Below are 13316 nucleotides of genomic sequence, written 5' to 3' on the forward strand. Positions count from 1 at the left end.
TGGGAGCGAATGTGCTATAATGAACAGTATGAAAGACACAAGAACAAGCAATCGGTATGCCGTTGTGGATTTGGAAGCAACTGGTACAGGTGCCGATGCAAAAATCATTCAAATCGGGATTGTTCTGGTTGAAAATGGAGAAATCATTGACAGTTATGCAACGGACATCAATCCCTATGAGCTACTGGATGACCATATCATAAATCTAACGGGTATCACAGACCAGCAATTGGAGCAGGCACCTGATTTTGGTCAGGTTGCAAGTAGGATTTACGACATGATTGGTGATGCTATTTTCGTAGCCCATAATGTCAAGTTTGATGCCAATCTCTTGGCGGAATCCCTCTTTTTTGAAGGTTATGAATTGTTAACGCCTCGTGTGGATACGGTGGAGTTATCTCAATTATTTTTTCCAACTTTTGAAAAATACAGTCTGGGTAATCTAGCAGAGCATTTGGACTTGGGCTTGGACCAGGCTCACACGGCTATTTCAGATGCAATGGCAACGGCTCGTCTCCTCATCAAAATTCAAGAGAAAATCAAGAGTTTGCCTCGAACTGTTGTTGATAAAATTCTTGATTTGGCAGATAATCTGCTCTTTGAATCCCGTCTGGTCATTGATGAAATGGTGCCTTATCTAGCTGAAACGATGTCGAGCAGTCTAGAAAGTATTCACGGCTTGGTTTTGAAAAAGCCAGTAAAAGACCAGCCAGCCTACCATTTATCAGAAGATTTTGTGACCAATCTTGCCCTGCTCGGTCTGCACGAACGCAAAAAACAAACAGCCTTCGCTCATGTGGTCGAAAAACGCTTGGCTGATGAAGAAAAAGTACATTTTATACAGGCACAGGCAGGCTTGGGCAAGACCTACGGTTATCTACTGCCCTTGCTTGCCAAGTCGGACCAGCCCCTCTTGGTGACGGTGCCGACCAAGCTCCTTCAAGAGCAAATTATGGACAAAGAGGGAAGCAAGCTACGAGAGATTTTCCATATTTCCATGGCTTCCCTCAAGTCGCCCAAGCATTTTATCAAATTGGATAGCTATTGGAAAACCCTGCAAAGACAGGATGATAATCGTTTGGTCAATCAATTTAAGATGCAGGTCCTGGTCTGGCTGACAGAAACTCAGACAGGCGATTTGGACGAACTCAAGCAGAAACAGCGTTATCAAGCCTACTTTGATGAGATTGCCCATGATGGCCATTTGGAGCCAGAAAGTCTTTTTTGGGGCTGGGATTTTTGGCAACGTTTGAACCAGCAAGTCTTATCCAGCAAGTTGCTCATCACCAACCACGCCTATTTCCTTAGTCATCTCAAGGACCAGGATCCACTGATGAACAATCGCTTGGTGGTCATCGACGAGGCCCAGAAATTTCTCTTGGCTGCTGAAAATCTTGCGTCTGATTTTCAAGATTTGACAGCTTTCTTACAGGTATTGCAGATTAAAAAAGATAGGGCGGATAAACTCCTAGACCAACGTCTCTACGAATCCTGCCAGTTTGAGCTTAACCACCTCTTGACCCGTTTTCGCCAGCATGGGCAGCGGGAAATTTCAAAAGAAGACCTTGACCAAGTCAAGCAGAATCTGGCTGAGTTACAGGATATTGACCTACAGGACCTGGACTATCTCCTTGATAGGTATGACCATTTTTGGCTGGAGGAGAAGTATCTGGAAGACAAGCGGATTGCTTATCTGCGTGGCTCCAAGGATAGCCTCCTGAATGTGACCAACTACCTGCCAGACACCAAGATTTTCTGCATCAGCGCTACTTTGACCATCAGTAAAAAGGTTAGCCTAGCAGATTTGCTGGGATTTGAGCGGGTCACCATGGACTTGCTTCCGACGCAGGCAGTGCCCAACCAGCAGCTACTCTTTCCGACCCAGCTCCCTGACATCCTCGCTTGTTCAAAAGAAGAGCATGCAGCCTATTTGGCTACTATTTTAGGAGAAATAGCAGAGCTTGGACGACCGATTTTGGTCTTGTTTACCTCTATTTCCCTGCTCTTGCAGGTTTCGGATTTCTTAGAAGACAGTAATATTCCTCACCTGGCCCAACACAAGCATGGACAAGAAATGACTCTCAAACGCAAATTTGAACGAGGGGAATGTCAGATTTTACTGGGCACAGGTGTCTTCTGGGAGGGAGTCGATTTTGCCAGTCAGCACCAATTGATTCAGGTCATTACAAGGCTGCCATTCGATAATCCCAAGGACCGTTTTGTCCAGAAAATCAATCACCATCTACGTGAGGAAGGGAAAAATCCATTTTACGATTACAGCCTGCCTATGATGATGATTAAGCTCAAACAAGCCATCGGTCGTACCAATCGACATGATAACCAAGATTCTCTAGTTTTGGTATTAGATCCTCGCATCCATACCAAACGCTATGGACAGCAAATTTTGTCCTTCTTTGGAAAAGAATATACTGTTTTGAAACCTAGAGAGGAAGAAATAGTAGAGGTAGTAGAAGAGTTTTTTGAATAAATAATGGGAAGCGGTAAGGCTTCCTTTTTTAAGAGTATTATTTCTAGGAATTTTCACTCATTCTCTGCTGAATAACATTGATTTTCTTTATACCTAAAATATGGTATAATTTTCCAAATATTAGTTTTTGTGAGAAGAGATTATGACAGAAAAAACAATCGTATTTAAGGTGGGTACCAGCTCCTTGACGCAAGAAAATGGAAGTTTGGATCGGATTAAGATTGCTCGGATTACCAATCAGCTAGCTCAGTTGCATCAGAAGGGCTACCAGATTGTGCTGGTGACTTCAGGTTCCATCGCTGCTGGTTTTCGGAGATTGGGATTTGACAAGCGACCGACCAAGATTGCGGAAAAGCAAGCTTCTGCGGCTGTTGGTCAGGGACTCTTGATTGAGGAATACACGCAGAATCTGATGAAGGATGGCATTGTGTCGGCTCAGATTTTGCTGACCCAGGATGATTTTGCGGATGCCAGACGTTATCAGAATGCTTCTCAGGCCTTGCAGGTCTTGCTCAAGCAACGGGCTATTCCTATTATCAATGAAAATGATACCATTGCTATTGAGGAGATTAAGGTGGGGGATAACGATACTTTATCTGCCCAGGTGGCTTCTCTCTTGAAAGCAGATCTCTTGGTGCTTTTGACGGATGTGGATGGACTTTACACGGCCAATCCTAACAGCGATCCCAACGCCAAACATTTGCCAGAGATTAAGGAAATTACGGAAGATTTATTCGCCATGGCAGCAGGAGCTGGCTCGTCCAACGGAACAGGTGGCATGACCACCAAATTGCAGGCGGCACAGATTGCGACCAAGTCAGGCGTGCCAGTCTTTATCTGCTCTTCAAAGGAGGATACCGCCCTCTTACAGGCAGTTACCCAAGCCAACCGTGGCACCCTCTTTTTAGCAGATGACCATGCCATGAACCAACGCAAGCAGTGGATGGCCTTCTACGCTCGGACAGATGCAGCGGTTGAAGTGGATGCTGGTGCGGTTGAGGCCATGTTGCACCAAGGCCGCAGTTTGTTAGCTGCCGGTGTCAAAGCCCTTGAAGGCGACTTTGAAGTGGGGCAGGTTGTAGAAGTTTACAGCCAGGCAGACCACCGTTTGATTGGTAAAGGGCGGGTCAAACTGTCCTCTAAAGACTTGCAGAACCAGTTGGCACATGGCAGAGCAGAAGGCGTGTTTATTCACCGCAACGATTGGGTGAGCTTATAGTTATTCAGTTTGTCTTGATTATGTTGACGAACGAGCAAACTGAAAGACTAAAAAGGAGAAATTTATGACAACAACTCAAGCATTATTAGATAGTTTATTGGCCCACAAGGCTTCTATCAACCTTGCAACAACCGAACAGAAAAACCAGGCCCTGTCAGCTATGGCAGATCAGTTGGTTGCTCAGACTGAGGAGATTTTAACAGGCAATGCCATCGATATGGAAAATGCCCAAGGCAAGATTAGCCAAGTCATGCAGGACAGATTGCTCCTGACAGCTGAACGGATTGAAGCCATGGCGGATGGCATTCGTGCCCTGATTGGCTTGCCAGATCCTGTTGGACTGGTCTTGGAAGAATCCACTCGGGCAGACGGCTTGAACATTTGCAAGAAATCCATTCCCTTTGGCTTGGTGGGAATGATTTACGAAAGTCGTCCAAATGTGACTTCAGACGCCGCTGCCCTTGCAATCAAGAGCGGAAACGCCGTCATCTTGCGTGGTGGCAAGGAAGCCTTTCATTCGGCTCAGGCCATTGTCACAGCCCTCAAGGCTGGTTTGGAACAGGCTGGTCTTTCGCCAAAGGTCATCGAGTTGGTTCAAGACACTAGCCGGACTTCTGCGACGGAGTTGATGACTGCCAAAGGTAAGATCGACTTGTTGGTACCACGTGGCGGTGCAGGTTTGATTCAAGCCGTTGTAGAACATGCGACTGTGCCAGTTATCGAAACAGGCACAGGCATCTGCCATGTCTATGTGGACAAGGATGCGGATTTGGATAAGGCCCTTCAAATTGTGGTCAACGCCAAAACCAGTCGTCCCTCAGTCTGCAATGCGGCGGAAGTCTTGCTAGTTCACGAAGCTATTGCCAGCCAATTCCTACCTCGCTTGGAAGAAGCTCTGGCTGGTCAGGTGGAATTACGTGCTGACAGTCAGGCGCAGGCTATTCTAAACCAAGCCAGACCAGCAGGCGACCAAGATTTTGACACGGAATTTTTAGACTATATCATGGCTGTCAAAGTCGTTTCAAACGTAGAAGAGGCTATCAGTCATATCGCTCAACACTCGACAGGGCATAGCGAGGCCATCGTGACGGAAAACAGCCAAAGTGCTGAACTTTTCACACTCCATGTGGACTCGGCAGCCGTCTATGTCAATGCATCGACCCGCTTCACAGACGGTGGCGAGTTCGGTCTGGGTTGCGAGTTGGGCATTTCCACCCAGAAGATGCATGCTCGTGGTCCTATGGGACTGCGTGAAATGACCACTTACAAGTACATCATTACAGGCGACGGCCACATTCGTTAGGAGGACAAGATGAAGATTGGATTTATCGGACTGGGCAATATGGGAGTGGCCCTGGCCCATGCAGTCAGCCAGCTGCCAGAAACCCAGCTCCTCCTCAGTAACCATAACCCAGCAAAAGCCCAGGCTCTACAAACTCAGCTGGGCGGTCAGCTTTTTTCTAATGGGGAAATAGCAGAGCAGGCCGAGGTCATTTTCCTGGGGGTCAAGCCTCACCTGATTGAGTCCGTTTTGTCAGGCTTGCAGGACCAGATTAGCCAGAATCCTTCAGCAATCTGGATTTCTATGGCAGCGGGAGTGACCATTGACAGCCTGGCAGCATTTGTATCGGCAGACAAACTCATCCGTATCATGCCCAATACACCTGTTGCTATCGGCCAAGGCATGACAACCTATAGCTTGGTCAATCAAGAGCTCGCTCCGCTATTGGAACAAATCCTTGAAAAATCAGGTAAGGTCCAGCAGGTGCCGGAGAAGCTGATTGATGCTGCGACGGCTATCGCTGGTTGTGGACCAGCCTTTGTCTATCAGATGATTGAGGCCCTGACCGATGCCGGTGTGCAAAACGGACTCACGGCTCAAGATGCCAAGGTCCTGGCGGCTCAGACCCTAGCTGGAACTGCTCAGATGGTATTAATCAGCGACAAGCACCCAGCCCAGCTGAGACAGGAAGTGACCTCGCCAGGTGGCTCAACCATCGCAGGCGTAGTAGCTCTTGAAAAAGAAGGTTTCCGTTACGCCATTATCAAGGCAGTCGCCGACGCTCTCAAAAAGACTAGAAAATTAGGCAAAAAATAAAAGACAGCAAAAAACGGGACTTTTAATCCCGTTTTGTTTTTTCTTTGATCCATTGACTGACGTTTGACAAGGTTTTGCTTTGTTCGGCTTTGCGTTTTTGTTCGTGGACAAATTCTGCAAAACTCTGCTTGACACCGTCTTTTTGGACCTTGTCCTGCAAATCATGCCATTTCTTTTTAAGGTTGCTCGAAGTCCGTTCATAGTATACCTCAAGGATTTCTTCCTTGGACTTGTAATTGCGGTAGAAGGCATTACGTGACACGCCAGCTTTTCGGACCAATTCAGAAACGGAAATCTGCTTGATGTCCTTTTTTTCTAGGAGAAATAGCAGAGCTGTTTCAATGGATTCCTTGGTCAGTTGATTGGCTTCCTTGTTTGATTGATAGAGGTTTTTCAAAGATTGGGGTGAAATTTTACGACCTGCCATAGTTTTCCTTTTCTGAGTGTCACATCTGAAAGAAAATGCTTTCAGATGGGGTAGTTTAATGATATAATTGTAAGTAAATAGAGATTTATTGTCAAATAAAACAGTAGAATAAACAAGTAGAAATGAGAATCCTATGCCAAAATGGAAAATTGTTGTTGACTCAGGTTGCGACTACCGTCAGTTGAAAAATCTTGCACCAGATACAGAGTTTATCAGTGTACCATTGACCATTCAAGTCGGTGACCAGGCCTTTGTGGATGATGCGAATTTGGACATTGACCACATGATGGAAGTCATGGAAGCGTCCAAATCAGCTACTGGTTCAGCCTGCCCAAGTCCGCAAGCCTATCAAGCAGCCTTTGAAGGTGCTGAAAATGTTATCGTGATGACCATTACCGGTGGTTTGTCTGGTAGTTTTAATGCAGCGCGAGTAGCCCGTGACATGTATGTCGAGGAACATCCAGAAGTCAATATCCATTTGATTGATAGCCTGTCAGCTGGTGGGGAGATGGACTTGATCGTGGATGAAATCAATCGCCTAATTACGACAGGCATGGAATTTGCGGAATTGGCACAAGCTATTACCACCTACCAAGAAAATAGCAAACTGCTCTTTGTTTTGGCAAAGGTTGATAATCTAGTCAAGAACGGTCGTCTTAGCAAGCTTGTTGGAACAGTTGTCGGTCTTCTCAACATTCGTATGGTTGGGGAAGCTAGCAGTGAGGGTAAGCTAGAATTGCTTCAGAAAGCGCGTGGCCATAAGAAATCCGTTGTGGCTGCTTTTGAAGAAATGAAAAAGGCAGGCTACAACGGAGGTCGTATCGTCATGGCCCACCGCAATAATGACAAATTTTTCCAACAGTTTTCAGAACTGGTTAAATCTACTTTCCCAAATGCAATTGTTGACCAGGTCGCACCATCAGGTCTATGCAGTTTTTATGCTGAAGAAGGCGGACTTTTGATGGGCTATGAAGTGAAAGCGTGATTCACAGAGTAATACTCAATGAAAATCAAAAGTAGCCTAGGAAACGAAGTCGAAGATAGAACTCTGTTACTATCTTATTTCAAGGTAACAGGCTGAAAACCTCCACTGGAGCTTTTCACTCATCAAGGCTCTTGACAACGGATAATTTTGATTTTCGAAGAGTATAACAATTTTGGGATGTAATTTCCACTATTAGAATAATCCTCCTCGTCTTTTAAGTTCGAGGGGGATTATTTGCATGAGGCTATTAGATTTCATTCATTCAAATATCTTACGAATTGCTCCAGCTTATCTGCAAAATCTTGTTCAAAGAAGATCTGTAAGAAATCAGCTTTCTGTCCGCTGAAATAATAACACTTTCCAAACATGTGTTGGATGCTAGGCGAAAGAATCCCCTTGCTTAGCTGAAAGGTCACGCTCCCTTTGGAAATTCGATACGGGATGTTCAAATTGTATTTCTCTAAACAATCTTTTATTTTATTCCACTGAGCGTGATAAATATGATGAAGATGCTGTGTGTTCCGTGCAAACATACCGTTGTCAATGTAGAGCGAGAGAGCTTTTTGCATGATAAGATTGGTATCGTAGTCGATTAGACTCTTATGTTTGATGAAGGAATCACGTAGCTGATTAGGAAGGCTGATTGCACCGATTCGGAGGGCTGGAAAGAGTGTCGGTGTAAAAGATTTTATGTAGATGACACGATTATCTGTATCAAAATAGTGTAAAGGTAGGCTATGACTAGAGTCGAAATCCGCCAAATAGTCGTCCTCAATGATGTAGACATCATATTGCTTTGCTAATTTTACGATGGCTGTTTTTGTTGCTATATCATAGGTTGAGCCGAGAGGGTTGTGCAAGCGAGGAATTGTGTAGAAAAACTTAATTTTTCCAGTTTGGAAGATGCTTTCCAATTCTTCTAGGTCAATTCCATCTAAATCCCGTTCAATTGTTTGATAGGGGATTCCTTGATGTCGAATGAGCTCGATCATTCGTGAGTAGGTAGGGTTCTCTATCAAGATTTCCGTTTTTCCAGCCAAGGTTTCCATTTGTGTGAGAATATATAGAGCTTGTTGACTACCAGCTGTGATAACCAGCTGGTCTTTTTTTGTATAGACATGATAGTCCATTAACAGACTTTGAACGGAGGAAATCAATTCTGCCAATCCCTCTTGCTGATGATAGTAGTTGAATAGGTAATTTTCCCGCCCAATAAGACTTTCGTTTAGACAAATCCGAAAATCTTCATAGGGTAATTCTTGAAAGTCTGCAGGATTGAGCTCTACAGTATGGTCTTGGAAATCTCTATCTTCTAAGATATAATAACCGCTTTTTTCGACAGCGTAGATCTTATTTTGGTACTTTAATTCCAACATAGCCTTTTGGACAGTGTCTTTGCTACAATGATATTGCTCGCTGAGTTGACGGATAGAAGGTAATTTCTCTCCGCGTTTGAATCGGTGTTCCTCTATTCCAGTCAAAATATCTTGGATGATAACTTGATATTTTTTCATCTAGGCCCCCTTTTTTATAGACTATGTTACTAGCTAGTATATAGGAAAAGTTGCAGAAATACAACATATGAATGATGGGGTTGAGGTTCAGGAATTAAGCTACTATATGGTATAATTAAGTGATGAAAATAATTATACCTAATGCAAAAGAAGTAAATACAAATCTAGAGAATGCCCCGTCTTATCCCCTGTCTGATCGAAGCAAGCCGGTGCTGGATGCCATAGGTCAATTTGATGTAAAAAAGATGGCTGCCTTTTATAAATTGAATGAAGAAAAGGCTGAGTTAGAAGCTGATCGTTGGCATCGAATCAGGACAGGTCAAGCAAAAACCTATCCAGCCTGGCAGTTATATGATGGTCTTATGTATCGTTATATGGATAGGCGAGGTATAGGTTCGAAAGAAGAAAATTACCTACGTGACCACGTTCGTGTTGCGACAGCCTTATACGGATTGATTCATCCTTTTGAATTCATTTCACCTCACCGCTTAGATTTTCAAGGGAGCTTAAAGATAGGCAATCAGTCTTTGAAACAGTACTGGCGACCGTATTATGACCAAGAAGTTGGTGATGATGAACTGATTCTCTCACTGGCTTCGTCAGAATTTGAGCAGGTGTTTTCTCCACAGATTCAGAAAAGATTAGTTAAAATTCTTTTCATGGAAGAAAAAGCAGGTCAGCTAAAAGTTCACTCGACTATATCAAAAAAAGGTAGAGGAAGATTGCTGTCCTGGTTGGCTAAGAACAATATTCAGAAATTATCGGACATTCAAGATTTTAAGGTGGATGGCTTTGAATATTGTGCTTCCGAATCAACGGCAAACCAACTTACCTTCATCCGATCCATCAAAATGTGAAAAAACGAACAAGATAACGTTTTCCAGCACTAAAGAAGGGTAAAATATTAATTTCTATGATATAATGGGTACGTTATAAGTAAAAGGAAGGTTGTTTATGAAAAAGAGAATCGGGCGAAGGAAGTCGTCCAAGCTCAAATTGGTAAATTTTGCCCTTTTGGGGCTTTACGCCATTACTCTATGTTTGTTTTTAATGACCATGTATCGCTATAACATCCTAGATTTCCGGTATTTAAACTATATTGTGACGCTTTTGCTAGTAGGAGTGGCAGTATTGACTGGATTATTGATGTGGCGTAAGAAAGCGCGCATATTTACAGCGCTCTTACTTGTTTTTTCACTAGTCATCACGTCTGTTGGAATCTATGGAATGCAAGAAGTTGTAAAATTTTCAACACGACTAAATTCAAATTCGACATTTTCAGAATATGAAATGAGCATCCTTGTCCCTGCAAATAGTGATATTACAGATGTTCGTCAGCTTACGAATGTTCTTGCTCCAGCTGAATACGACCAAGATAACATCACCGCTTTGTTGGATGACATATCCAAAATGGAATCTACTCAACTAGCAACTAGCCCCACAACCTCTTACCTGACAGCATATCAATCTATGTTGAATGGTGAGAGTCAAGCGATGGTCTTCAACGGAGTTTTTAGCAATATTTTAGAAAATGAAGACCCAGACTTTTCTTCAAAAGTGAAAAAAATATATAGTTTCAAAGTGACTCAGACTGTTGAAACAGCAGTCAAACAAGCGAGTGGGGACAGCTTCAATATCTATATCAGTGGTATTGATACCTACGGTCCAATTTCATCTGTTTCGCGTTCCGATGTCAATATCATTATGACTGTCAATCGTGCGACACATAAGATTTTATTGACAACTACTCCACGAGATTCATACGTTGCTATCGCAGATGGTGGACAAAATCAATATGATAAGTTGACACATGCGGGCATCTACGGAGTCAGTGCATCTGTGCATACCTTGGAAAATCTTTATGGTATTGATATTAGTAATTATATCCGACTCAACTTTACTTCCTTCTTACAGTTGATTGATTTGGTTGGTGGTATTGATGTTGAAAATACCCAAGAATTTACAAGCGGAGGGTATAATTTCCCGGTTGGGACAGTGCATCTAGATGCAGAGCAAGCGCTAATCTTTGTTCGTGAGCGGTATTCGTTGGCTAATGGTGATAATGATCGCGGTCAAAATCAAGAAAAAGTCATTGCAGCCCTCATAAAAAAATTGAGTTCACCAGATAATCTAGCGAATTATCAAGCTATTCTAACTGGTTTGGAAGGATCTATCCAAACAGATTTGAGCTTAGAAACGATTATGGGCTTGGTAAATACCCAATTAGAATCAGGAACCCAGTTTACAGTTGAGTCTCAGGCCTTGACAGGTTCAGGTCGTATGGATTTACCTTCTTATGCGATGCCTGGATCACAACTTTATATGATGGAAATTAACCAAGAAAGTCTGGAGCAAGCAAAGGCAGCGATTCAGTCAGTATTGGATGGAAATTAAAAAATAGGAGAAAACATGAATAATCAAGAATCAAATACAATCGAAATTGATGTATTATACTTATTAAAAACATTGTGGAGAAAGAAGTTTCTTATTATCCTAACATCCTTTTTGGGTGCAGGGATTGCTTTTGTCTATAGTAGTTTTTTAGTAACCCCTCAATTTGACTCCACTACACGGATTTATGTAGTCAGTCAAAATGTTGAGGCAGGAGCTGGTTTGACAAACCAAGAACTTCAGGCTGGGACCTACCTCGTTAAAGACTATAAAGAAATCATTCTATCACAAGATGTGTTATCACGAGTAAAAACAGAGCTAGGATTGACAGAGGACATATCAAATAAAATATCTGTCAGCATCCCCGTTGATACTCGTATCGTTTCTATCTCCGTGCGTGATGCGGATCCAAATGAAGCGGCACGTATTGCAAATAGCCTTCGCACCTTTGCAGCGCAAAAGATTGTTGAGGTCACCAAGGTAAGCGATGTGACGACACTTGAAGAAGCAGTCCCAGCGGAAGAACCAACCACTCCGAATATAAAACGCAATATCTTGCTTGGTTTATTAGCTGGAGGTATCTTGGCAACGGGAATTATCTTGGCTATGGAAGTTTTGGATGACCGTGTCAAACGCCCTCAGGATATTGAAGAGGTAATGGGCTTGACCTTGCTTGGTGTAGTACCAGATTCGAAGAAATTGAAATAGGAGAACAATATGGCAACGTTAGAAATTGCGCGTACAAAAAGAGAGATAGTAAATAAAACCGAGGAGTATTTCAATGCCATCCGTACCAACATTCAGCTTAGCGGAGCGGATATTAAGGTTGTTGGCATTACCTCTGTTCAATCAAATGAAGGTAAGAGTACAACTGCGGCTAGTCTCGCTATTGCCTATGCTCGTTCAGGTTATAAGACCGTTTTGGTGGATGCAGATATCCGAAATTCAGTCATGCCTGGTTTCTTCAAGCCAATTACAAAGATTACAGGCTTGACGGATTACCTAGCAGGGACAACAGACTTGTCTCAAGGATTATGCGATACAGATATTCCAAACTTGACCGTCATTGAGTCAGGAAAGGTTTCACCTAACCCTACTGCCCTGTTACAAAGTAAGAATTTCGAGAATTTAATAGCTACACTTCGTCGCTATTATGATTATGTTATCGTTGACTGTCCACCATTAGGACTGGTAATTGATGCAGCTATCATTGCACAAAAATGTGATGCGATGGTTGCAGTAGTAGAAGCAGGCAGTGTTAAGCGCTCATCTTTGAAAAAAGTAAAAGAGCAGTTGGATCAAACAGGCACACCGTTCTTAGGCGTTATCTTGAACAAATATGATATTGTCGCTGAGAAGTATAGTGAATACGGAAACTACGGAAATTACGGCCAAAAAGCCTAATTTCTCAGATAATATAAGTTTGATAAGTAGGTATTAGTATGATTGATATTCATTCGCATATCATTTTTGGTGTGGATGACGGCCCCAAAACTATTGAAGAAAGCCTGAGTTTGATAGGCGAAGCTTATCGTCAAGGTGTTCGCTATATCGTAGCGACATCTCATAGACGAAAAGGGATGTTTGAAACACCAGAAAAAGTTATCATGACTAACTTTCTTCAACTTAAAGCAGCAGTAGCAGAAGTTTATCCTGAAATACGATTGTGCTATGGTGCTGAATTGTATTATAGTAAAGATATCTTAAGCAAACTTGAAAAAAAGAAAGTACCAACGCTTAATGGCTCACGCTATATTCTCTTGGAGTTCAGTATGAATACTCCTTGGAAAGAGATTCAAGAAGCAGTGAACGAAGTGACGCTACTTGGGCTAACTCCTGTACTTGCCCATATAGAACGATATGATGCACTAGCGTTTCATGCAGAGAGAGTAGAAGAGCTAATTGACAAGGGATGCTACACTCAGGTAAATAGTAACCATGTGCTGAAGCCCGCTTTAATTGGCGATCGAGCAAAAGAATTTAAAAAACGCACTCGGTATTTTTTAGAGCAGGATTTAGTACATTGTGTTGCTAGTGATATGCATAATTTATCTAGTAGACCTCCGTTTATGAGGGAGGCTTATAAGTTAATAACAGAGGAATTTGGCAAAGATAAAGCGAAAGCGTTGCTAAAAAAGAATCCTCTTATGCTATTAAAAAACCAGGCGATTTAAACTGGTTACTCTAGATTGTG

12 protein-coding genes are annotated in these 13316 nt (G+C 42.8%); 10 read left to right on the forward strand and 2 right to left on the reverse strand.

Annotated elements, in window-relative coordinates; all coding sequences use genetic code 11:
• The first annotated feature begins 19 nt into the window (after positions 1–19).
• The 4 genes from P7J36_RS05325 (at position 20) to proC (ending at position 5805) form a co-directional block, all read left to right on the forward strand.
• Positions 20–2488, forward strand: a complete 2469-nt coding sequence (locus P7J36_RS05325; protein ID WP_408551467.1) for a bifunctional DnaQ family exonuclease/ATP-dependent helicase — start codon at positions 20–22, stop codon at positions 2486–2488.
• Between the two features lie 142 nt (positions 2489–2630).
• Positions 2631–3707: a glutamate 5-kinase gene (proB, locus tag P7J36_RS05330; RefSeq protein ID WP_408551468.1), complete on the forward strand. Its 1077-nt coding sequence runs from the start codon at positions 2631–2633 to the stop codon at positions 3705–3707.
• A gap of 64 nt (positions 3708–3771) precedes the next feature.
• Positions 3772–5010, forward strand: a complete 1239-nt coding sequence (locus P7J36_RS05335; RefSeq protein WP_408551469.1) for a glutamate-5-semialdehyde dehydrogenase — start codon at positions 3772–3774, stop codon at positions 5008–5010.
• Between the two features lie 9 nt (positions 5011–5019).
• A complete protein-coding gene (proC, locus tag P7J36_RS05340) occupies positions 5020–5805 on the forward strand; it encodes a pyrroline-5-carboxylate reductase (RefSeq protein WP_408551470.1) in 786 nt (261 codons plus the stop codon).
• A 22-nt stretch (positions 5806–5827) separates the two neighbouring features.
• On the opposite strand, the gene P7J36_RS05345 is transcribed toward proC, so the two are convergent.
• Entirely contained in the window at positions 5828–6232 is a 405-nt protein-coding gene (locus P7J36_RS05345) for a TetR/AcrR family transcriptional regulator (RefSeq protein WP_408551471.1), read from the reverse strand.
• A gap of 133 nt (positions 6233–6365) precedes the next feature.
• On the opposite strand from P7J36_RS05345, the gene P7J36_RS05350 reads away from it, so the two are divergent.
• Positions 6366–7217, forward strand: a complete 852-nt coding sequence (locus tag P7J36_RS05350; RefSeq protein WP_408551472.1) for a DegV family protein — start codon at positions 6366–6368, stop codon at positions 7215–7217.
• 254 nt (positions 7218–7471) lie between these two features.
• Here the strand turns inward: P7J36_RS05350 and P7J36_RS05355 are convergent, their stop codons facing one another.
• Positions 7472–8731, reverse strand: a complete 1260-nt coding sequence (locus P7J36_RS05355; RefSeq protein ID WP_408551473.1) for an aminotransferase-like domain-containing protein — start codon at positions 8729–8731, stop codon at positions 7472–7474.
• A 122-nt stretch (positions 8732–8853) separates the two neighbouring features.
• Here P7J36_RS05355 and yaaA point away from each other — a divergent pair, with 122 nt between their 5' ends.
• The 5 genes from yaaA (at position 8854) to cps4B (ending at position 13296) form a co-directional block, all read left to right on the forward strand.
• Complete coding sequence (gene yaaA, locus P7J36_RS05360) at positions 8854–9588, forward strand: peroxide stress protein YaaA (protein ID WP_408551474.1); 735 nt, start codon at positions 8854–8856, stop codon at positions 9586–9588.
• 97 nt (positions 9589–9685) lie between these two features.
• Positions 9686–11125, forward strand: coding sequence for an LCP family glycopolymer transferase CpsA (gene cpsA, locus P7J36_RS05365; RefSeq protein ID WP_408551475.1), 1440 nt, complete (start codon positions 9686–9688; stop codon positions 11123–11125).
• Between the two features lie 15 nt (positions 11126–11140).
• Positions 11141–11830 carry a Wzz/FepE/Etk N-terminal domain-containing protein gene (locus P7J36_RS05370; RefSeq protein ID WP_408551476.1) on the forward strand — a complete coding sequence of 230 codons (690 nt, stop codon included), beginning with the start codon at positions 11141–11143 and terminating at the stop codon, positions 11828–11830.
• Between the two features lie 9 nt (positions 11831–11839).
• Positions 11840–12526 carry a tyrosine-protein kinase gene (locus tag P7J36_RS05375; protein WP_408551477.1) on the forward strand — a complete coding sequence of 229 codons (687 nt, stop codon included), beginning with the start codon at positions 11840–11842 and terminating at the stop codon, positions 12524–12526.
• A gap of 38 nt (positions 12527–12564) precedes the next feature.
• Positions 12565–13296, forward strand: a complete 732-nt coding sequence (gene cps4B, locus P7J36_RS05380) for a capsular polysaccharide biosynthesis protein Cps4B (protein WP_029998672.1) — start codon at positions 12565–12567, stop codon at positions 13294–13296.
• The last annotated feature ends 20 nt before the right edge of the window (positions 13297–13316 follow it).

It is taken from the genome of Streptococcus suis (assembly GCF_046032115.1).
Classification (GTDB): Bacteria; Bacillota; Bacilli; order Lactobacillales; family Streptococcaceae; genus Streptococcus; species Streptococcus suis_AJ.